General features: G+C 68.8%; 17 protein-coding genes and 2 pseudogenes. 12 read left to right on the top strand and 7 right to left on the bottom strand.

The annotated features are described in order from the left end of the window. The first annotated feature begins 553 nt into the window (after nucleotides 1–553). Nucleotides 554–967, top strand: a complete 414-nt coding sequence (locus ABZS64_RS26120) for a hypothetical protein (protein ID WP_355834336.1) — start codon at nucleotides 554–556, stop codon at nucleotides 965–967. A gap of 220 nt (nucleotides 968–1,187) precedes the next feature. Continuing rightward, entirely contained in the window at nucleotides 1,188–3,326 is a 2,139-nt protein-coding gene (locus ABZS64_RS26115) for a FlgD immunoglobulin-like domain containing protein (RefSeq protein ID WP_355834333.1), read from the top strand. A 36-nt stretch (nucleotides 3,327–3,362) separates the two neighbouring features. Here the strand turns inward: ABZS64_RS26115 and ABZS64_RS26110 are convergent, their stop codons facing one another. The 4 genes and pseudogenes from ABZS64_RS26110 to ABZS64_RS26095 all read right to left on the bottom strand — a co-directional run bounded on the left by ABZS64_RS26110 (nucleotide 3,363) and on the right by ABZS64_RS26095 (nucleotide 6,415). Beyond that, entirely contained in the window at nucleotides 3,363–4,040 is a 678-nt protein-coding gene (locus ABZS64_RS26110) for a hypothetical protein (RefSeq protein WP_355834331.1), read from the bottom strand. Between the two features lie 299 nt (nucleotides 4,041–4,339). Beyond that, nucleotides 4,340–4,536, bottom strand: a pseudogene (locus ABZS64_RS26105) (helix-turn-helix domain-containing protein); the annotation flags it as partial. 108 nt (nucleotides 4,537–4,644) lie between these two features. Further along, nucleotides 4,645–4,896: an EF-hand domain-containing protein gene (locus ABZS64_RS26100; protein WP_355834328.1), complete on the bottom strand. Its 252-nt coding sequence runs from the start codon at nucleotides 4,894–4,896 to the stop codon at nucleotides 4,645–4,647. A 511-nt stretch (nucleotides 4,897–5,407) separates the two neighbouring features. Next, the gene (locus ABZS64_RS26095) at nucleotides 5,408–6,415 is read right to left on the bottom strand and encodes an acetylxylan esterase (RefSeq protein WP_355834325.1); all 1,008 of its coding nucleotides are present in this window, start codon (nucleotides 6,413–6,415) and stop codon (nucleotides 5,408–5,410) included. 154 nt (nucleotides 6,416–6,569) lie between these two features. Between ABZS64_RS26095 and ABZS64_RS26090 the strand changes: the two genes are divergently transcribed. The 6 genes from ABZS64_RS26090 (at nucleotide 6,570) to ABZS64_RS26065 (ending at nucleotide 14,569) form a co-directional block, all read left to right on the top strand. Beyond that, nucleotides 6,570–7,670, top strand: a complete 1,101-nt coding sequence (locus ABZS64_RS26090) for a LacI family DNA-binding transcriptional regulator (RefSeq protein WP_355834322.1) — start codon at nucleotides 6,570–6,572, stop codon at nucleotides 7,668–7,670. A 101-nt stretch (nucleotides 7,671–7,771) separates the two neighbouring features. Next, complete coding sequence (locus ABZS64_RS26085) at nucleotides 7,772–9,370, top strand: FAD-dependent oxidoreductase (RefSeq protein ID WP_355834319.1); 1,599 nt, start codon at nucleotides 7,772–7,774, stop codon at nucleotides 9,368–9,370. A gap of 105 nt (nucleotides 9,371–9,475) precedes the next feature. Beyond that, nucleotides 9,476–11,605 carry a hydantoinase/oxoprolinase family protein gene (locus ABZS64_RS26080; protein ID WP_355834316.1) on the top strand — a complete coding sequence of 710 codons (2,130 nt, stop codon included), beginning with the start codon at nucleotides 9,476–9,478 and terminating at the stop codon, nucleotides 11,603–11,605. Further along, nucleotides 11,602–12,234: a hypothetical protein gene (locus ABZS64_RS26075; protein WP_355834313.1), complete on the top strand. Its 633-nt coding sequence runs from the start codon at nucleotides 11,602–11,604 to the stop codon at nucleotides 12,232–12,234. The genes ABZS64_RS26080 and ABZS64_RS26075 overlap by 4 nt, the downstream gene beginning before the upstream one ends. 5 nt (nucleotides 12,235–12,239) lie before the next feature. Next, nucleotides 12,240–13,520: a TRAP transporter large permease subunit gene (locus ABZS64_RS26070; protein ID WP_355834310.1), complete on the top strand. Its 1,281-nt coding sequence runs from the start codon at nucleotides 12,240–12,242 to the stop codon at nucleotides 13,518–13,520. A gap of 44 nt (nucleotides 13,521–13,564) precedes the next feature. Beyond that, entirely contained in the window at nucleotides 13,565–14,569 is a 1,005-nt protein-coding gene (locus ABZS64_RS26065; RefSeq protein ID WP_355834307.1) for a hypothetical protein, read from the top strand. Between the two features lie 124 nt (nucleotides 14,570–14,693). On the opposite strand, the gene ABZS64_RS26060 is transcribed toward ABZS64_RS26065, so the two are convergent. Then, nucleotides 14,694–15,047 (bottom strand): VOC family protein, encoded by a 354-nt coding sequence (locus ABZS64_RS26060; RefSeq protein ID WP_355834304.1) that lies wholly within the window; start codon nucleotides 15,045–15,047, stop codon nucleotides 14,694–14,696. 213 nt (nucleotides 15,048–15,260) lie between these two features. On the opposite strand from ABZS64_RS26060, the pseudogene ABZS64_RS26055 reads away from it, so the two are divergent. Further along, a pseudogene (locus ABZS64_RS26055) lies at nucleotides 15,261–15,419 on the top strand (VOC family protein); the annotation flags it as partial. A 294-nt stretch (nucleotides 15,420–15,713) separates the two neighbouring features. On the opposite strand, the gene ABZS64_RS26050 reads toward ABZS64_RS26055, so the two are convergent. Further along, the gene (locus ABZS64_RS26050; RefSeq protein ID WP_355834302.1) at nucleotides 15,714–16,097 is read right to left on the bottom strand and encodes a DUF3592 domain-containing protein; all 384 of its coding nucleotides are present in this window, start codon (nucleotides 16,095–16,097) and stop codon (nucleotides 15,714–15,716) included. Between the two features lie 531 nt (nucleotides 16,098–16,628). Between ABZS64_RS26050 and ABZS64_RS26045 the strand changes: the two genes are divergently transcribed. Genes ABZS64_RS26045 through ABZS64_RS26035 form a run of 3 tightly spaced genes read left to right on the top strand, consistent with a single transcriptional unit; the run spans nucleotide 16,629 to nucleotide 18,105 of the window. Further along, entirely contained in the window at nucleotides 16,629–17,261 is a 633-nt protein-coding gene (locus ABZS64_RS26045) for a hypothetical protein (RefSeq protein ID WP_355834299.1), read from the top strand. Then, nucleotides 17,258–17,674, top strand: a complete 417-nt coding sequence (locus ABZS64_RS26040; protein ID WP_355834296.1) for an SgcJ/EcaC family oxidoreductase — start codon at nucleotides 17,258–17,260, stop codon at nucleotides 17,672–17,674. Before ABZS64_RS26045 ends, ABZS64_RS26040 begins: the two co-directional genes overlap by 4 nt. A gap of 35 nt (nucleotides 17,675–17,709) precedes the next feature. Further along, on the top strand, nucleotides 17,710–18,105 hold the full coding sequence (locus ABZS64_RS26035) for a VOC family protein (RefSeq protein ID WP_355834294.1): 396 nt from the start codon (nucleotides 17,710–17,712) through the stop codon (nucleotides 18,103–18,105). 129 nt (nucleotides 18,106–18,234) lie between these two features. Here ABZS64_RS26035 and ABZS64_RS26030 read toward each other — a convergent pair whose 3' ends face one another. Continuing rightward, nucleotides 18,235–19,830, bottom strand: a complete 1,596-nt coding sequence (locus tag ABZS64_RS26030; RefSeq protein ID WP_355834291.1) for a glycosyl hydrolase family 28 protein — start codon at nucleotides 19,828–19,830, stop codon at nucleotides 18,235–18,237. Nucleotides 19,831–19,911 lie beyond the last annotated feature (81 nt).

Here is a 19,911-nt window from a genome sequence, read left to right as displayed (position 1 = left end):
CCCTCCCAGGGGCGTCGTCATGATCCCTTGGGAGCGTGGGCGAGAAGGGTACTCGCGGTGCCACCACGCCTTCGCCGCCGCCAGACAGCGGCGGCCTCATTCGTGCCCGATGACGGGGGCCGGCCGGCGGGGCATTAGGCCGCAGGGCCGTTCCTCCCCGCGCTCAGGAGTGTCTTCGCCAGGGGCGCGAGACTGCCTTCACACCTACCGGCAGCTCTCTCGGCTCGCGTGATCCCGCCGCTACTCGTCTCCTTCGACGCGTTGAAACCCAGGATATGAGGGAGCCAAGAGCAGCGGCAACAAGGATTCAGCCCCGGCGAGTTCAGTGACCCAAGCACGATCGCGCTGTCTCGCACGGCCGAGGGTGCGCGCCCCTATCGGGCTCGCTCCTCGGCAGCGGACCGTACGCCCGCCAGGCGCGCCCTGCCAGGTATTCGCCGCCGCCCGGGCGATCCGGTCCAAGGTGCCTCCACCGCCCCGCACAAGGCGTCCTCACGCTCAACTTTCTGATTGCATGGGGATCGGAGTGATTGAGGCGGGGGATGGAGGGCGAGTGCACCAGAGTGAGGACGAGCTTCTGGCCGATGGGCTGGCTGCTCTTGCTGGGGGCGGCGGTCGCTTGACCCGGTTCGTGGCCAAGAGGATGAAGAAGAACGTGCACGAGATCGACCTCGTCGTCCCCTTGCCATTCGAAGGTGCCGTCGAGCGCGTCGCCAGACTGCTCGAACAGGCGGGACGGACAGTCGATCCTGTGCCTGTTGAACCTGGCGGGGAGCAACAGACGATCCGTGTGGTTGCCGACGGTGGGTTTGGCGGCATGAACCCTGTCGTGGTCACTGCGCTGGTGACGAAGGGCGGGGAGAACCGCTCGGAGGTCAGGCTTCGTGCGGCTGCCAAGGAAGGCTTGATCAAGCAGCGGGCGGGCGAGCGGACGGCCGCCCGTCTTGCGGCGTTGCTCGCCGAGTAGACAGCGGTTCAGAGCTTGCGCATCGGGCCGCTGTCGGTCGGGTTCGGGGACGTGGTCGCAGGCAGCGCCGCCAACCTGCCATGGCTTGCGGGCCACGCTGGGCGTCCCGTCGCCGTCCCATGCCGTACGTGCCGATTCAGTTCCAGGCGCTGTACAACCAATCGGCGGTTCGCTCTGTCGTACGTACCGAAACGACGGAACCGCTCGATGGGGGATCGGGATGAAGAGCTCCGGACGCAGAACCCGCACCACTCTTGTGATCGCCTCCGCGCTGGCCATGGGCGCCTCCCTGGTGTCGGCCATCCCGGCGGTTGCCAGGACGGCGGTTGCCGGGACGGCCGACACCGGGACGGCCGAGGACGTGGTCATCACCCTGGGCATCAGGGGCGGCCGTGTCGTCCCTCCCGAGGGCCTGGCGCTGGCCGGTGGGCGGCTGCATGTCACCGGCTGGGCCGAATCCGAGCCCATGCGCAGCCTGTACGAGTACGACCTCGCCGTCACCGGTTCGCCGACCGCCGGGCCGCGCCGCCTGGTCGTGGACAACTTCTGGAACAACTATCCGTGTCCCGAGGAGCCCGGGCAGTTCTGCTCGGACTTCGACTCCCGGCTGTGGGGGCTCGGCGACGGCCGGATCGGCTATCAGGATCCGTGGGGCGTCGACCAGTCGGTGGGCGGCACGCGGAAACCGAAGCAGGTCACGCTGCAGCCCGAGCGGCGGCAGGACCGGGTGACCTCGGCGGCCGGGCGGTACATCGCCGTCTACGACGGCTTCGACACCCGTGTGGGCGACTTCGACGGGGACCCCGGCGCGCAGTACATAGCCGATGGCCGTCCGGCGTCCGTGTGGGGTACCACCGTGTGGGCCCGGGGGGAACGGCCCGGCACGGTCAGGTCGTTCGAGCTGAAGACCCGCACGGAGTCCGCGGACATCGACCTCGGGATGGGATGTACGGCGGACGAGCTGCAAGTGGTGGGGCGGTGGCTGTACTGGCGCTGCGCGGGGGTCACCAAGGCAGGGGTGTGGGACTTCAGGACCCGGAAGAACATCGCGGTGCCTTCGCAGGACGGCGTCCGGCTGGGTGACGGCTTCCTGGTCTGGCACGAGCCGTTGGCGCGCCGAATGGAGCTGGTTGACTTCCACAAGGGCGGCGGGTTCCCGTATGTGGAGCAGACCTTCGCCTCCGATGTGTCGGCGGGAGCCTGGGACGTCGACCGGTTCGGCGGTCATGTGGCGTTCACCGACACCGAAGGAAGGATCCACATCAGGCCGGTGACCGTGCCGCGCCAGCCGGTCGTGGTGACCGACCTGGCGCCCGAGGCCGGGTTCGGCCCCTGGCAGGGCGACTGGCGGCTCAGCCGTCCCGCGGCGTCCTGGACCGTCACCATCAAGGATCCGTACGGCAACGTGGTGAAGGAGATCCGTGGCCGGGACCGGGAGGGCGCCTCGGTGCGGGCCGGTTGGAACGGATCGGACTCCAACGGCTCCCCGGTGCCCGGCGGCGCGTACACCTGGACGCTCAGCGTCGACGCGGGCGACGGCACCGGGGAACGGGACCTGACGAGCGGTTCGCTGTCGCTGACCAGGGACGGTGGCGGACGCAGCGCGTTCCGGGACACCGATGCCGACGGCTACGGCGAGATGTTCTCCATGACGACCGGCGGCAAGCTCGCCATCCACCATCTCTCCAGGGACAGCGGTTCGTGGACCTCCACCGGCTGGGACCCGCTCACCCGCTTCGTCTCCGCGGGGGACCTGACCGGTGACGGCTGCGGCGACGTGGTGGCCCGTACCCCGGACGGCAACCTCTGGCGGTACGCCCCGGGCTGCGGCAACCGTGTCACCCCGACCACTCCGCGCACCTTGGTGGGCGCGGGCTGGGGTGGTTTCGATGCGATCGTCCCGGCGGCCGACAACGATGTGTTCCGGACGCCCGATCTGATCGCGCGGCAGGCGTCGACCGGTCGTCTCTATCTGTACCCCGGCAATGCGGGGGTGACCGGCTACGGCAGGCCGGTGCTGATCGGATCCGGCTGGAACGGCTACACCATCATGGGCGCGGCCGATCTGACCGGTGACGGTATCGGCGATCTGGTGGCCAGGGACAGCGGCGGCGAGGTCTGGCGCTACGACGGCCTCGGGGGCGGGAAGTTCCTTCCCCGCAAGCTGCTCCTCCGGGACTGGGGTGCCGGGCGCCGGGAGATGATGGTGGTCGGTGATGTGACCCGGGACGGCTACCCGGACCTGGTGTCGCGGCACGCGGACGGCAGGCTGCTGCGGAACGAGGGCAACGCCGCGGGCGGGTTCGGGGCGACGGTGACGATCGGTACGGGCTGGGGCGCGTACGCACGGCTGTACTGAGTGACGGTTGATCCCGAACGCGGCGCACCAGTCAGGTCATTGCTTCCGCAGCATCCATGTGACGTTGATGTTGGCGGCGTTGATGTCCAAGGTCGGGAGTATCACGGCGGCGAGGGGAGGTTCGTAGTTCTCCGTCGCGAACGCGCGGCATTCGCGGAGGGTCTGACCCGGCTCGATCTTGATCTCGGAGTCCCCTGCCGGTCGGGTGCACGGGCCGAAATGCTCCATCTGCTTGTCCGACATCAACTTGTCGGAGGTGGCCAGCATCAAGCCCTCATGACGACTGACGACTTGGAGCTGCGTCGCAGCGTTGACTCGCCCCCGGCGAATGCCTGTGCCACCGACATTCGTGAACTCGAACGTCACGTAGTAGGGAGTCAGCTTGTCGTTGTCCGGGTTGTCCGGATCGTGGCCGGGGATGTCCTTCCACGAGCCCTTGGTGACACCGACGAGCGTGGCTTTGAGGTAACCGCTCCCCGTGGGGTGCGGTATCTCGACCACCGCGCTCTTCCCCGCGGCCGGCGATCGCAGCGTCGTGCCGTTGTCGACATGGGACGGAGGGGCGACGGGCGGCGATACGACGGCGGTCGGCGATGCGCTCGACTGGGACGGCGAGGTCGTTTGCGTCGCCGAGGACGTCCCGCCGCCTCCGCAGGCAGTGGCCATGATGAGGCAGCCGACGGCGGCGGCAAGAGCAGCAGGGCGTGTGGGCATCGAGAAGTCTCCCCCGTGAGAATCGACTGGTCGGCGTCCATCCCGCGGAGGTCCGCGCGAGTCAACCGCCAACATGATGACCCGCCCCACCAGCCACTTACGCCCCAAGGGCCACCAGGGGCGACAGTTGTTACGCACCTGGCACCGTTCGTGGCTCGTCGGAGGGGCTCCGCCCGCTAGACGACGTTCGCCGACCCTGAAGGCAATGAGTTCGACCTCATCGCCGGCTGAGGACGGAGCCAGGCCGTGGAGTGCGGCGCGAGCCCGAACCAGCCAGGGCAAGAGACGAGATGGGCACCCTCGTCGTCAGGACTGAGCAGGTGGGGACGGCCTCCCGTCCACTGAGGGTCCAGACAAGGCCTGAACGATCTCGTTGAAGGGGTGAATGAATGTCGCGCACGGTGTCCTCGCCGGCCGCCACCAGCTTGGCGATCACGGGCACGCGGTTCCCGCCGGCCGAAGCCAGCAGCAGTCTTGAGGGCCTCCGGGTTGGCACCGATGGCCTCCGCGACGCCTGATTCCGCGTCGAAGCCAGCTGCTCGGCCACCGTTGCGGGCCGCCTACGTGATGTATCGAGCCTTCACACGGGCGCGACGCGTCGTGGCTACCAGCCGAAGCGGCGGTCGACCACCGTGGCGAACTCCTCGTACGTGAGCACCTTGTCTCCGTTCTGGTCGGCGGCGTCGAAGAGGGCCGCGGAAGCGTCCGCGTCCCCTACGCCCCAGAACGGCAGATCTCCTCTGGCGGCGAGGGTAGGGCCCTTCGTGCGCATGGCCGCGACGACCTCGAAGAGTGTCAGCGTGCCGTCCTGGTTGAGATCGAGTGCATCGAACAGTTTCCGGGCCTTCTCGCTCATAATGTCGTCCTTCGCTCGGTGCCGGCGGGCCTACTGACAGTTTGACGCCCTTGGGCCGAAGGGCCCAAGCGACCGGGGTGGACGAGGTTCTTGGTTCGCCGGTGGGTATGTCCGGCCGGTCGACGGGCCTCAGGTAGTGCAGTGCCTTTCGCTCGTGGACAGGTACCACGACGATGTGCCGCAGCTCCGTGCTTCCCACGAGACTGGTGGAAGGCGCTTGCGGGTGGTTCCACCGGGCACCCCGAGCACCGACCGTGCTGCATGCTCGGCGGAAGGTCGATGTTGATGAGTTTCGGGAGCCGCTGTCGGCCGGGCTGCCCCAGAGGGATCGGACGGGTCAGGGCAGCAGGAGCGGGCGCACGGTGTTCCAGCAGGTCTGGTCTGCGGTGTTGAGGAGGCCGGGCCGCGGGTTGGCGGGCCGGTATGGGTCCCGTCCTGGTGGTGTGCGGTGCCACGCCGTAGCAGATGAAGGTGCAGGCGATGCTGGTGCAGGCGAGGAAGCGGTCGGCTTTCAAGTGGGTCTGTCGTATCCAGGAGACCCTCTGGAGTCCGCCGCCACGCGCCCTGCCAGCCACCGCAGTTGAACCGCCTGCTGATGCGGACCGCCGCCTTCGTGGCCGTTGAAGTCGTAGACCTCGATCGCCTTGTGCGGGCCTGCATAGGCGTTGAAGGCCGCGAACACCGTCGACGGCGGGCACGTCAGATCCTCGAGGGCCGCCGAGAACAGCGCCGGCGCTCGCCCCCGGGCCGCGAAGTGCACACCGTCGAAGTAGGCCAGCGTGCTCCGGACCCGTTCCACACTGCCCCGGTGCGTGTTGAGATAGTGGCCCACCTCCCGGTACGGTGCGCGGTCCGTGATCGTGGTGGCCCGTGGGAAGTCGCACAGGAACGGGACGTCCGGCGCGATCGCCACCAGGTCCGGCACGAGCGCGCCCACCGCCAGTGTGATCCCGCCGCCCTGGCTCACCCCCACCGCCGCCGTGCGTGTCGCGTCCGTGCGCGGGTGGGACCGGGCTGCCTCCACGGCCCGTACCGCGTCGGTGAACACCCGCCGGTAGTAGTAGGCGTAGGGATCCTCGATGCCCCTGGTCATAAAACCGGGATAGGCCGGTGCGCTGCCCACCGGGTCCGCTGTCGACCCGGCGGCCCAGCCGCTGCCCTGGCCGCGTGTGTCCATCACGAAGTGGGCGAAGCCCGCTGATGCCCACAGCAGATGCGTGTGGGGGAGGCCGCGGCCTCCCCCGTAGCCGACGAACTCGACGACCACGGGCAGCGTTTCACTCGTCCCGGCGGGGAGGACCAGCCAGCCTTTGACGGGGTGGCCGCCGAAGCCGGCGAAGGTCGTGTCGTACACATCGACGGTCATCAGGCCCGTGTCCACGGGGTGGAAGCGGGCGTCGAGTTCGTGTGTTCGCGCCTGCGTCAGTGTTTGTGCCCAGAACCGGTCGAAGTCCGAGGGCTCGACGGATCGGCTGCGCCAGGTGCGGAGTTCGTCGAGGGGAACGTCGAACTGGGCCATGCAGCACCGCCTTTGGTCCGGGAACGCGATCGGATGGGCGAAGGGGAAGGGCCCGGGGAAGTCGTGTCCTACCCCTTGACCGAGGACTGGAGGGCCCTCACAGTACTCGTTAATGCGCATTAGTAATACGCATTAACGACGAGGAGGAGCAAGGGTGGAGGAACCCCGGAAGCGTTCCAGGCCCGGCCGTGCGCCCGCACCCACGGGCCGTACGTCACGGCCGCGGCAGGCCGAGGTCGCACGGCTGGCCGGTGTCTCGCAGGCCACGGTGTCGCTGGTACTGGCGGACAAGAAGCAGGGCGCGACGATTTCGGAGGAGACCCGGCAGAAGGTGCTCGACGCCGCCCGCGAGTTGGGGTACGTACCCGACCCTGCGGCCCGCAGGCTCGCGGCGGCGCGCAACAACCTGCTCGGCGTTTTCAGCTTCACCGCCACCTTTCCCACCGATGTGCAGCACTCGTACTACCCCTTCCTGGTCGGTGTCGAGCAGGAGGCCGCGGCGTGTGGCTACGACCTGGTGCTCTTCACCGGGTCCAGCAGCGGCGGCGCGGGGGCGGGAGGACCGGACGCGCTGAGCCGCGTCAGGCTCGCCGACGGATGTCTCTTCCTCGGCCGCCACGCACCCGCCGACGAACTGCGGCGGCTGGTGGCCGACGGATATCCCGTGGTCCACCTGGGCCGCAGGGACGAACTGGAGGGCCTCGCCTGGGTCGGCGCCGACTACGTCAGCGCCAGCCGTGAGGTCGTGGACCACCTCGCACGGGCGGGACACCGGCGGATTGTCCTTGTGCGCGAGGACGATGACGCGCCGGCCTCGACCGACCGCGAGCACGGCTTCCTCAAGGGCATGGAAGCCGCCGGGCTGCCCGCGGGCCCCGCGGCCGTTTTCCGCTCGGCGGACCCGGAGCGTGAGCTGACCGCCGGGCGGCTGCGCGAGTGGCTCAGGGACGGCGTCACCGCTTTCGTCGCCGAGGAGACCGACACGGGAGCGGCCTGGCGAGCGCTGTGCAACGCCGTCCGTGAGGCCGGGCTCGACAGCCCGCGTGACGTCTCCCTTGCGCTGTTGGGCAGCCCGCCGGCCGATCTGGCAGATGGGCCGCAGCCCACGGGATTCGACATACCGCGCCCGGAGTTGGGCGCGGCGGCCGTCCGTACGCTCGCCGCCCTCGTGGCGGGGGAGGACGCCGAGGAACCCTTGGTGACCTGCCTCTTCCGGCCGGGCGCCACCGCGGGCCCGCCACCCGTCACCACCTGAACCAGCAACCGGACTCAACCGACAACGAACCGAACCGACAACGAACCGCACCGACAACGGAACTGAACCGCACGCAGCGCCGAACCCGTACAAGGAGATACGTGATACCCGAACCGGACATCCTCGTCGTGGGCGGCGGACTCGGAGGTGTGGCAGCGGCACTCGCCGCCTGCCGGGCCGGCCGCACCGTCGTCCTCACGGAGGAGACCGACTGGATCGGCGGACAGCTCACCTCCCAGGCCGTGCCGCCGGACGAGCACCCCTGGGTCGAGCAGTTCGGCACCACGGCGAGCTATCGCGCCCTGCGCGAGGGGATCCGCGAGTACTACCGCCGGTGGTATCCCCTGCGGTCCGAGGCGCTCGCGCTGACGAGGCTCAACCCGGGCGCCGGGCGGGTGAGCAAGCTCTGCCATGAGCCGCGAGCGGCCCTGGCCGTGCTGGAGTCGATGCTCGCGCCCCACCGGGCGTCGGGCCGGCTCACTCTTCTCACCGAGCACGTGCCCGTCGCCGCCGTGGCTGACAACGATGTCGTACGCTCCGTGACACTCGACGACCTGCGTGAGGGCGGCCGTCGTACGGTCTCTGCCCGGTATGTCATCGACGCCACCGAAACGGGCGAACTGCTCGAACTCGCCGGAGTGGAACACGCGGTGGGCGCCGAGTCTCGTGCCGAGTTCGACGAACCGCACGCTCCCGACGACGCCGATCCCCTCAATCAGCAGGGCATCACGGTCTGCTTCGCGCTTTCGCACCACGAGGGCCAGGACCACACGATCGACCGCCCCGCCGACTACGACTTCTGGCGCTCCTACCGGCCCGGCTTCTGGCCGGGACCCCTGCTCGGTTTCGAGGCCCCCGATCCGCGCGCCCTGGAGCCGGTTCCGCGCACGTTCGTGCCGAACCCGGCCCTCGATCCGCTCGACGTCACCGCCGACCAGAGTGCGGACGCGGGCGACAAAGAGCTGTGGGGCTTCCGCCGGATCCTCGCCCGCAAACTGCACCGCCCCGGTGCCTTCGACTCGGACATCACCCTCGTCAACTGGCCGCTGAACGACTACTGGCTCAAGCCCTTCATCGGCCAGGAGGCCGAAGCGCTGCACGAGGCACGGCAGTTGTCGCTGTCCCTCGTGTACTGGCTGCAGACCGAGGCCCCGCGCCAGGACGGCGGAACCGGCTTCCCGGGGCTGCGGATCCGTCCGGACGTCACCGGCACCGCCGACGGCCTCGCGAAGTCCCCGTATCTGCGCGAGTCCCGCCGCATCAAGGCCGTCACCACCGTCACCGAACACGACGTCGCCACCGACCTCGTTGGGCCGTACGGCGGCACGCGGCACCGCGACTCGGTGGGCGTCGGGAGCTACCGCATCGATCTGCACCCCTCCACCGGGGGCGACAACTACATCGACATCGGTTCCGTGCCCTTCGAGATCCCGCTCGGCGCGCTGCTCCCGCGCCGTGTCCGCAATCTCCTGCCCGCCGGCAAGAACATCGGCACCACCCACATCACCAACGGCTGCTACCGGCTTCACCCGGTGGAGTGGAACGCCGGCGAGGTCGCGGGCGCCCTCGCCGCCCACTGTCTGGCCGAGGGAGTCGAACCGCACCAGGTCCAGTCCGAGGAGAAGAGGTTCGAGGAGTTCGCAAGGCTGCTCGACCGCGACGGGGTCCAGCGTCACTGGCCCGACGTACGCGGCTACTGAACATCCGACGGGGCGTGCGCGGCGGACCGCCTGGCGGGACAGCTCCACCTGTCCCACCCGGCCCGCCCGCGCATCGCGCCGACCGGCACAAGGAGGTGCACAACCATGACCACCCACCGCATCCGCGTCGGCATCGACGTGGGCGGAACCTTCACCGACGCCGTGGCCGTCGACGCCGCGACCCTGGAACTTCTGGGACAGGTGAAGGTCCCCACCAGCCACCATCACGAGGACGGCGTCGCGCACGGCATCGTCGAAGCGCTCGACCGGCTGCTCCAGCAGACCGGACACGCCCCGCAGGACATCGCCTTCCTGGCCCACGGCACGACCCAGGCTACCAACGCCCTGCTGGAGGGTGATGTCGCCACCGTCGGCCTGATCGGCATCGGGACCGGCCCCGGCGCTCTCCTGACCCGCCGGCTCTCCGCACTGCGCAAGCTCGAACTCACCCCCGGCAAAAGACTTCCGCTCGCCTATGCCCACGTCGCCGACCCCGAAGACACCGGCGCGGTCCGGGCCGCCGTCGACGCGGTCGTGCAGGAGGGGGCCCATGTCCTCGTCGCCAGCGAGCCGTTCAGCGTCGACCGGCCCGAGGGGGAGACGGCCGTGCTGGAGAGCGCACGCGCCCACGGCCTGCCGATGACCGCCGCGCACGAGATCACCTCGCTGTACGGGCTGCACAAGCGCACCCGGACCGCCGTCGTCAACGCGGCGATCCTGCCGCGGATGCTGGCCACCGCCGACCTCGTAGACGCCTCCGTCACCAAGGCCGGTGTCGGTGCCCCGCTGATGGTGATGCGCTGCGACGGCGGAGTGATGTCGCTCGACGAGATGCGGCGCAGACCCCTGCTGACCGTGCTGTCGGGACCTGCGGCGGGCGTCGCGGGTGCACTGATGCAGGAACGGATCAGCGAGGGCGTGTTCCTGGAGACCGGGGGCACTTCCACCGACATCAGCGTCGTACGGCGCGGAAAGGTCGCCGTCCGGCACGCCACCGTCCTCGGCAAGAAGTCGTACCTGAACGCCCTGGACGTACGGACCGTCGGCGTCGGCGGCGGATCGATGGTGCGTATCAGCGAGGGGAGCATCACCGGGGTCGGGCCACGCAGCGCGCACATCGCCGGTCTGTCGTATGCCTGTTACGCCACGCTCGACGACCTGCGCGACGCAAGCGTCACCACAGTCCGGCCGATGGACGGCGACCCCGCGGACTACGCCGTGCTCGACGCGGCCGGCGGGCGCTACGCGGTCACCATGACCTGCGCCGCCAATGCGCTCGGCCGGGTCCCCGAAGGCGACTTCGCCCGCTGCGACCAGGAGGTCGCCAAGGCGGCGCTCGTTCCGCTCGCCGCCCGGCTCGGCCTCGACGTCGCGACGGCTGCCGCCCGCATCCTCGACGCGGGTACGGCACAGGTCCGCGCCGTTGTCGACGCGATGATCCGCGAGTACCGGCTCGACAAGGACACCGCGGTTCTCGTGGGCGGGGGAGGGGGCGCGGCCAGCGTGACCCCGCATCTGGCCGCCGCCGGCGCAATGGAGGGCAGAATCGCACGCCACAACGAGGTCATCAGCCCCATCGGCGTCGCCCTCGCGCTCGTCCGCGAGCAGGTCGAGCGGATCATCCCGGGCGCCGGCCAGGAGCAGATACTCGCCGTACGGGCCGAGGCGGAGGCAGCCGTCATCGCCCAGGGCGCCGCCGCGGACGGGGTCGAGGTCGAGGTCACCGTCGATCCGCAGACCAGTACCGTGCGGGCCGTCGCCACCGGCGCGACCGAGTTGCGCACGCAGGACCGGGCGCACCGGGCCGACGAGGCAGAGCGGTTGCGCACGGCGGCGGCCAGTCTCAGGACCGACCCGTCCGCGGTCCGGAAACTGGCCGGGACCCCCGCTCATACGGTGTACGGCGCCGAGTCGCGCCGCCGGTTCCGCGCCACGCGCCGTCCCGTACGGGTCGTCGACGCCGACGGTGTCGTCAGGCTCCATGTGGCGGACGCACAGGTGGAGTCCACCACCGTGGGCCGGGCGGGTGACGTGCTGGCCGCACTGGTGCGGGAGACCACCTCGTACGGAGACGGCGGAGTACGCGCTCCGGCGGTCCGGCTGCTGCTCGGCTCGAGGATCGCCGATCTCTCCGGCGTACTCGACCCCGAACCGCTGCTCGCCCTCGCCCGCAGCGAGCTGCGTGACCGGCCCGCGGACGAGCCCGTCGTCGCCGTCCTGGAGGTGCGGACATGACCGCGCGCCACAGGACAGCGACGGAGACGACCACGCCCGGCGCGAGCGCGGCGGGCCTGGCCGCACCGGATGCGATCTCCCGGCTGGAAGCAGCCGACGACATCGACCTCGCCGCCGACTTCCTCGCCGCGACGCCTACGCACGAGGGGCGCGACCGGGCGCTGCTGCGCGCCTGGGCATGCGCCGCCGAAAAATTCGGGGCCGCGATACCCGCCACTCCGGCCCGCGCCCGAGTCGTGGACTGTGACGGCGGCCTGAAACTCGGCCTGCTGGCCCGCTACACCTCACGGCCCGTCCCGACCGTCGAGCTCTACACCGACACCCTCGCCCTCGCCGAAGCGCTGATCGAACAGCGGGGCTGGCGCCACTGGTACCCGCAAGGCTCGGTGCGCGCAGCCGCCCTCGCCCACGAAGCCGTGCACGAACAGCTCCACCACGGACCGGCCAAGGCCGCGCTGAAGAGGTCCCTGGGGCATGTCGTGCTGCGGATCGGCCGCCACCGTCTCCTCGGCCATGTCGCCGGTGCCGAGGAGATCGCCGCCCACGCGCACGCCCGCACCGTCTGCGGACTCGGCCGCAGCCCGCTCCTGCTGACCGCCGCCCTCGCCTCGAACGGAAGAGAGAACTGACCGCCATGGGCATCGTCATCCTGATCGTCATGGCGGCCGGTGTCGCCGCGATGCTCGCCCGCAAGCTCCCCACGGCCTTCGCCCTCGTTCTGCTGGCCGTCGTCATCGCCTTCGTCTCCGGCGCCCCGCTCACCGGCAGGGAAAGCATCCTCGACACGGTCCTTCAGGAGGGCGCCCCGGCCCTCGCCGCGACGATGATCGCGGTGCTGCTGGGGTCCTGGCTCGGCAAGCTGCTCGACGAGACCGGTATCGCCGGCACACTCGTACGGAAGATCGTCGAATTCGGCGGTGACCGGCCGACCGTGGTCGCGCTCGGCGTCCTCGCGGTCTCCGCCCTGGTCGGCACCGTGACCGGTTCCGCGCCGGCGGCGATGCTGGCCGGCATCATCGGCATTCCCGCCATGATCGCCGTGGGCATCCCCAAGGTCACCGCGGCCGGCACCATCCTGATGGGCATCGCCGTGGGCATTCCCTTCGAGCTGCCGATCTGGCAGTTCTTCTCCACAGCGCTCGAACTGCCGGTCCCGACCGTTCGCGGCTTCATGGTGAAGCTGTTCCCGTTCGCCCTGGTCGCTGCCGTCGCCTTCGTCCTCGTCGAGTCGCGCCGCCGGGGCGTCGAGCATGCCTGGTCGATCAAGTCCCCGGCCGCCAAGCCGCGTTCGCGCCGGGAACACCTCGGGGACGCGCCCTGGTACGCGCTGCTGACACCGGTCGTGCCGCTGGTTCTCGCCCTCGGCCTCGAGGTGGCCATCATCCCGTCCCTGCTGGCGGGTGTGCTCTACGCCCTGGTGACCACGACCCGGCCACGCGAGATGAACAAGCGGCTCCTGCGAACGCTGTACGGCGGTTTCGAGATCGCGGCCCCGCCGATCGCCCTGTTCATCGCGATTGGCATCCTGCTCGCCGCGGTGAAGCTGCCGGGCGCGGTCGAGGCGCTCGAGCCGCTGGTCAAGGCCGTCAGCCCGCAGAACGCGGTGCTGTTCGTCCTCGTCTTCACCGTGCTGGTGCCGCTCTGCCTCTACCGCGGCCCACTCAACGTCTTCGGCCTCGGCGCGGGCATCGCCGGCGTCCTCATCGCCGCCGGCATCTACCCGGCCACCGCCGTGCTCGGTCTCGCCACCTCCTACAACCAGGTCTTCGGCGTCGCCGACCCCACCAGTACGCAGACGGTGTGGAGCGCCCAGTACTCGGGGGTGACACCGCAACAGGTCATGCTGCGCACCCTTCCGTACGTGTGGGCCGTCGCGCTCGGCGGGTTCTGCGTCACCGCCGCCACCTATCTCTGACACACCCCCATTGCCGGCATCAGCTCCCGGGACGGAGTCACGACATGCACGAGCCCCAACAGCCCAGCCGCCGCCACATTCTGCGCGGTGCGGCCGCCACCGTCACGGTCCTCGCCATCGGCGGCACGACCGGGGGAACCGCGGCCGCCGCCCCCGGCGGATTCCCCGACTACCGCTATCTCAAGACGCTGCTGACGCCCTCTCAGCTGCGGTACAACCCCACCGGCGAGATCATCTTCCCCTGTATCAGGGGAACTTCGGGCCGCGTCCCGGCTTCGCTGGGCCGCTACTACCTCTACTACGCGCCCCACGACGCCCCCGGCGGCATCTGCCTCGCCTACAGCAACGCGCTGGAGGGCCCGTACACGGAGTACCCGGCCAACCCGATCGTCTCCAACGACTGGCAGCCCCACTACCGGGTCAGCCATGTGTCGTCCCCGCACGTCCTGTGGAACGAGGACGCCAAGGAGATGTGGCTGTACTTCCACGGCGAGAACACCACGACGCGTCTCGCCCGCTCCAAGGACGGCATCCACTTCACGTACGACAAGGTCGTGCTCAGCACATCGATGATGCCCTCGGGCACCACCGAGACCTCCTACGCCCGCGTCTTCCGGCACGACCTGCCGTCCAAGGGCGCCCGCTACGTGATGCTGTTCATGCTCAACAACACGACCAACCACCGTGACATCTGCTGGGGTTGGTCGCCCGACGGCCGCACCTTCACATTCGACCGGCAACCGCTGGTCCGCCACTCCGACGTCGGCGCGGTCAACATCGGCGGCCCGCATCTGCTGACCAGAAACGGCAGCGCGTACGTCGTCTACAACAAGGACAAGGGCAGCGGCGGCGACCTCATGATCACCGAGGTCGGCAACGACTTCTCCCGACGCAGCCACTTGGGCGTCTTCCACAATTCCATGAATGGCGCGCCGGACAACGGACGCGTCGCGGCACCCTCGTTCGGCACACAGGACGGGGTGCAGTACATGGTCTACGAGGCGGGGGAACGCCTCCAGGGCGCGATCGCGCTCGCCCGAGCGCTGTAGCGGCCCGCACGGTGCGGGACCGGGCAGGCTCCGGGTCCCGCACCACTCCTTCAGTACGACGCCGCCACGGACGGTCAGGCGAGTTCGTCGTAGCGGGTGGCCGGCCAGCGCCTCTGGCAAGGGCTCAGTCCCGGTGGTGCACGATGTTGACGACGTTGCCGTCCGGTGCCCGGACGAGGAACCGGCGCACGCCCCAGGCTTCCGTCGTCAGCGGGCGTACGATTTCGAAGCCCAGTTCCTGCGCCTCCGCGTAGGCGGAGTCAACGTCGTCCGTGTGCACGGAGACGACCGAGTCCTCGGATGCGGTGGCGTCACGCGTGACGAGCTGGATGTTCGCCCCGGTTTCGGGGGAGGTGTAGCGAGCCACCCACCCCATGTTGAACTCCTCGGTGCTCAGCCCGAGGTAGTCGGTGTAGAAGCTCTTCGCCGCGTCGACGTCGGCCACCCGAAGGTTCGCCATGATGCGGTTGGCGCGCATGTGATTTCTCCAGTTCCCTGTCCGGATCGACGATCGCGAGCGCCGTCGGGCCCTGACGGACGTCCAGCAGCACCCGGTCCGCCAACGGCAGCGACCACGGCCGTACGAGACAACCTTTAGCAGAACCTGGGCAATGTGTTGCCGGCTCTCGGGTCACCGGCTTCCGCGCCGGGGAGTCCTAGGGTGCAATGACCCTCATGGGCTCAGGGCTTACTGGTGTTCGAAGAGGTCGACGTACCTGGGTTTCGAACGAGGGACGGGATCGCCGAGATCGAGGGGAGCTACCCGAGCAAGGGCGCACGAGGTGAACGCGCTGCCTGGTTCCGTGACAGCGAGGGAAACATGCTGGGCATCGGCCAGCCGGTCGTCTGAGCAGAGCACCCGACCGGCGTCCGAAACTGCGGCGGCGCCCAGCCCGCCGACCCGCCACGCATTCCGACTCGACGGCCATGGGACGCGTGGCCGGCTGCAGGACGATGAAAGGCTGAGGGACTTCATGGACGAGACGGGCCGCGCTGGCGAAGTCCGAGAGACGGAGCCGAGCCCAGGGAGCCGCAGCCACCAGGCGGGACGCGGGAGAGGTGGATGGCATACCGGCATTCTCCGCCAACCCCCTGCTGTCCAAATTCGGCGGCCGCGGGACGAGGGTGTCGGGGCCGATCGCGTTCAGCCGTATTTGATCATCACGTTGAGGAGGATGACGACACCCACACCGATGATGCCAACACCGAGTACGGCCCCCGCCATGTCCTTGCCGGGCACAGGCTCCGACGCGGTGGCAGTCTCGGGCTGCTCGCTCGTGTAGTACACGACCGTCTCGTCGCCCTCGCCCCGGCTCGACGGCCCGCCGGCTTCCTCGAAGCGGACCGGCCGCCCGTCCGCCGTGACGAAGTCGTACTCGTGATACTGGATGCGCCGGGCCACGTTGTTGACCATCTGGACCCTGACATAGGCGCGCACGACGCGCGCCCGGGCGGTCAGCCCGCTCTCCCAGGCCGCACGCCGCTCCTTGGTCCTGCGTATGAGCGCGTACGCAGCCCAGATCAACATGATGATGATCAGCGGAAAGAGCACATGAAAGATGAAACCCACCAGATTCCCCCGTAGTTGAGACACCGTCGCCCGGGCTGCATACGCCGCGGCCACAGTAGCCGCGCGCACGCGGACCCTACCTGAGCGCCACCCGCCGTCAGAACGGATGTCCGAGCAGGCGTGGATCTCACGAGTTGCCGGGGTGCGCCCGCAAAGCGGCAGGCAGTGCGGGCGTCCCCTGCAATCCCGTAGGTTGACGAGATTCGCGTGTGCGGCAAGACTCCGCCGCCCTGGAGCGGGCCGGCTCCGGTACCCCCTAGGGCCTGTCGTTCGGATCTTGCCGGGCTCGCACGCACCAGACCCCGCTCACTGATCCGGCCTGATCCAAACAACAGGCCCTAAGCCGCCCGCCCCGCACAGGCCGGAAACCTCCATACTCTTGAACTCTCAAGAACTTCTCGCATAGCATGCCGAGACTTCGCGACCAGGCCGGACAGGAGCACAACCTGCCGGCTCGGCCGAGCCGCCCCCCAGTGGAGTCTCCTTGTCATGCACTTAACGGACGAGCACGCATGTGCGCCCCCCACCGTCCTGGTCGACGATCGAGCGCTCGCCGCATTTCTGATCGCCGCTGTCGACAAGTACAACCAGATCACCCCCCAGTCGCCGCTGCCCTGCTTCGCACTCCTCGTGGGCACTGCGGAGGAGACCGTGATACACGCTCAGCACGTCGTGTTCGCCGCCAACGCGCGGACCCATGACCCGGCGGCACGGCAGGAGTTCGCCGAGTCGATCGTGCCCAAGTACGGGCCCGCCTATGAGAACGAGACCCGCGGGTGGTGGGTCGACTCCCGCGACCTTCTGCGCGCCTCACAGGAGGCGGAAGCGGCCGGCCTGGAGCTGCTGGGATCCATACACATGCATCCCGACTGGCATCGCATTGGGCCTCCACTCGAGCGCACCACGGCCCTGAGCGAGCACCCCACAGCCATGGATCAGTACGTCTTCACATCGACTGCCTGGCCACTCAACATCATCTGCTATCTCGAACGGCGGGGCGGGGTGCTGTACCACGCGCTCGGTGCCTGGGCGCCGCCGCCGCTCGGCCAATTCGAGTCCGGCTGCCGTGAACTTCCCCTGCGTGTACGGACCATGGCCCGTGAGATGGAGGCAACGGCTTGACCATTCCGACGAACGACGACCGCATCAGAACACTGTGGGCCTCCATGGCCGAGCACTGGGCCAAAGGTGATGCCGGCCGATTCGCCGCCAACTTCGCGGAGGACTGCGACTTCACCACGGTCAGAGGAGACAAACCATCAGGTCGCGTCGGTATAGCGGCAGGACATGAGGCTCTCTTCCGGACCGTTTACCGAGGCTCGACTCTCGTGGCCCGCGTCCGCGACATCCGTTACCTTCGCGATGACATCGCCACAGTGAACGCCGAGTCCGAAATTACCGGTGCCGACGGGACGGTCCTGGCCAGGACACATGCCCTTGCGGTGGTGGAACTCGATGCCGGCGCAGGCCAATGGAGCATCACGGCATTCCACAACATGGTGCCGCTGTCCACCACCGACACACCTGGGGCATAGGTCCTCGCACCCCAGCCACGAAGAAGGGCACAATCATGGGCAAGCCCGCGCTACGTCATCTGGCCATCGTGGTCCGCAACCCCGAAGCGCTCGCCACTTTCTACTCCGACGTCTTCGACATGACAGTGTTCCACCGGGACCCGGACGGTAGTTGCTTCCTCAGCGACGGTTACTTCTCGCTCGCACTGCTCAGTCATCAACTTGACGGCGATACGCCCGTGGGCATGAACCACTTCGGATTCCACGTCGAGGACACGGCCGAAACTTCCGAGAGGCTGGAATCGGCCGGCGCTCTCAAACCGGCGGAACGGCACACCACCCGCCCCTTCGCCGAGTACCGCGCCATGGACCCGGAAGGAAATTGGTTCGACCTGTCCGCGCACGGTTTCGGCGGCCCGCCCACACCCGAACAGGCATCACCAGACGTCTGACAGTGCGGCTGCATGCCACGGCGAACCTGCTCGGCCTGCCCTTCCGTACCGGGACGCGGGCGAACGTCCTCTGCGTGTGCCGATGCGCCGATGGCCCTGGGCCGATGGACCTCAGGGCACATCAGCTGCCTAGGGCTCGATGGTGATCGTCCCGTGATCGGACAGGTTGGTCAGTTTCATCTGCTCCAGAGTCGTGGCCGGCGCCGAGTTGCCGGGCATCAGCACGTGGCGCAGCACGACGTCGCTGATGGGCGCACCCGGCTGGCCGTTGATCCGGGCGGTTGTGACGCCGGCGTTGCGTACCTTGATGTTCGAAAGCGTGACGTCCCTGACCGGTCCGACGCCCAGCGTGTTGCCGGTCCAGAGCGCGAGCCAGGTGCGGTTGTGGTCGTTGGTGAAGCTCAGGTTCTCGATGTCGATGTTCTCGAACCGGACACCGGTGGCGCGCGCCGAGCCGTACTTGTGGTGGATTCCGATGCCCACAGCAGCGTCGTGCACGACGACGTTCCTGAACGTGACGCCGGACTGAGGCTGGATCACTCCCTGCCCCACCTTGACGCCGTAGCAGTACGTCCAGGAGACGAGGTCGTCGAAGACGACGTCCTCCAAGGGCCTCGGGTTGCCCGGCACCTTGCGGAAGAGGTCCACGTCGCTGTTCCAGGTCTTGGTGCTGAACGGATCGTCGAGGCCGATGCCGATGGCGTGTGTGACGCGGACCCCGGTGGACTCCATGACGTCGATGCCGTCGTTCTCGCCCATGTCGAACCGGTTGAACATCTTGATGTTGCGGAAGTTCATGCCGGAGGAACGCGTCGGCATGATCGCCCAACTGCTGGACTCCCGGAACGTGATCCCGTCCACGCTGAAGTTCGTCGTGTAGATCGGGGTCAGAAGGTTCACGCCGAGGTTGTCGGGCGCCAGCGACGCCTTCCCGTTTCCGTCGATGACGCCTCGTCCGTAGATCGAGATGTTCTTGGACGAGTAACGGGTGGACAGGAACCAGGTGATGTCGCGCTGCTGCGAGTCCTTGTGCCAGTGGACGTCGTAGTGTTCGCGCTCTCCCGTGTAGCGGAGCACGGCGCCGGGTTCGAGATAGAGGGCGAGGTCGCTGCGCAGGTACAGGTTTCCGAGCGTGTACACCCCGGCCGGCACGTATACGGTTCCTTGCCTGCCGTTTGCCGAGCCCCACGCCGCGGCGTCGTTGAGCGCGGCCTGGAAGGCCGTCGTCGAGTAGCCGGGTCCTGGCTGTGCGTTGTAGGGCGCGCTACGTACGTTGAAGACGCCGGCGCCCGAGGACGGTGGCCGGTTGGTCTCGGCGGGATCGATGGCGATCACGAGTTTGGGGCGGCCGTCCAGCTTCACGATGAGGTACTCGTGGTTCTGCACGGTGAACTTCAGGATGGGGCCGCTGACCGTGCCCGTGAGATTCAGCTTGGCGGGGCTTATCGAATAGGCTCCGATATTGGTGTTGTTGACTTTTGTGAGAGCGAGTTCGGCGCTGCCGCTACCGATGGCGAACTGGGCGATGTCGTAGCCCGGGTAGCGGGTGACGGGCACGCTCTGCCCGTTCGCGGTGAGCCGGTAGTCGGCGGAAGCCTCGTAGATCGAGGGCACCGGATACACCTGCACCGCGGCAGGGGCGGCCTGCGACGTCTGCGGCAGGCCCAGGACTGCGGCGACCACCGCAAGGGCGGCGGACAGTGCGAGCAGCAGGCGAGTCCCCACCGGCCGCCGTCTCCTCATCGTCCCAGTTCGGACAGGGAGTTCGAATCGTTTCAACATGAGGCCGTACGTTCCTCCCGGACA

The organism is Streptomyces sp. NPDC005408 (assembly GCF_040606445.1).
In the GTDB taxonomy this organism is placed as follows: domain Bacteria; phylum Actinomycetota; class Actinomycetes; order Streptomycetales; family Streptomycetaceae; genus Streptomyces.
This window is presented reverse-complemented; position numbering and strand designations above follow the sequence as displayed.

Excerpts from the sequence above, each read along its gene's own strand:
- ABZS64_RS26115 (WP_355834333.1), top strand. The coding sequence starts at position 1,188 with ATGAAGAGCTCCGGACGCAGAACCCGCACCACTCTTGTGATCGCCTCC.
- ABZS64_RS26110 (WP_355834331.1), bottom strand. The coding sequence starts at position 4,040 with ATGCCCACACGCCCTGCTGCTCTTGCCGCCGCCGTCGGCTGCCTCATC.
- ABZS64_RS26100 (WP_355834328.1), bottom strand. The coding sequence starts at position 4,896 with ATGAGCGAGAAGGCCCGGAAACTGTTCGATGCACTCGATCTCAACCAG.
- ABZS64_RS26095 (WP_355834325.1), bottom strand. The coding sequence starts at position 6,415 with ATGGCCCAGTTCGACGTTCCCCTCGACGAACTCCGCACCTGGCGCAGC.
- ABZS64_RS26080 (WP_355834316.1), top strand. The coding sequence starts at position 9,476 with ATGACCACCCACCGCATCCGCGTCGGCATCGACGTGGGCGGAACCTTC.
- ABZS64_RS26075 (WP_355834313.1), top strand. The coding sequence starts at position 11,602 with ATGACCGCGCGCCACAGGACAGCGACGGAGACGACCACGCCCGGCGCG.
- ABZS64_RS26070 (WP_355834310.1), top strand. The coding sequence starts at position 12,240 with ATGGGCATCGTCATCCTGATCGTCATGGCGGCCGGTGTCGCCGCGATG.
- ABZS64_RS26065 (WP_355834307.1), top strand. The coding sequence starts at position 13,565 with ATGCACGAGCCCCAACAGCCCAGCCGCCGCCACATTCTGCGCGGTGCG.
- ABZS64_RS26060 (WP_355834304.1), bottom strand. The coding sequence starts at position 15,047 with ATGCGCGCCAACCGCATCATGGCGAACCTTCGGGTGGCCGACGTCGAC.
- ABZS64_RS26050 (WP_355834302.1), bottom strand. The coding sequence starts at position 16,097 with ATGTTGATCTGGGCTGCGTACGCGCTCATACGCAGGACCAAGGAGCGG.
- ABZS64_RS26045 (WP_355834299.1), top strand. The coding sequence starts at position 16,629 with ATGCACTTAACGGACGAGCACGCATGTGCGCCCCCCACCGTCCTGGTC.
- ABZS64_RS26035 (WP_355834294.1), top strand. The coding sequence starts at position 17,710 with ATGGGCAAGCCCGCGCTACGTCATCTGGCCATCGTGGTCCGCAACCCC.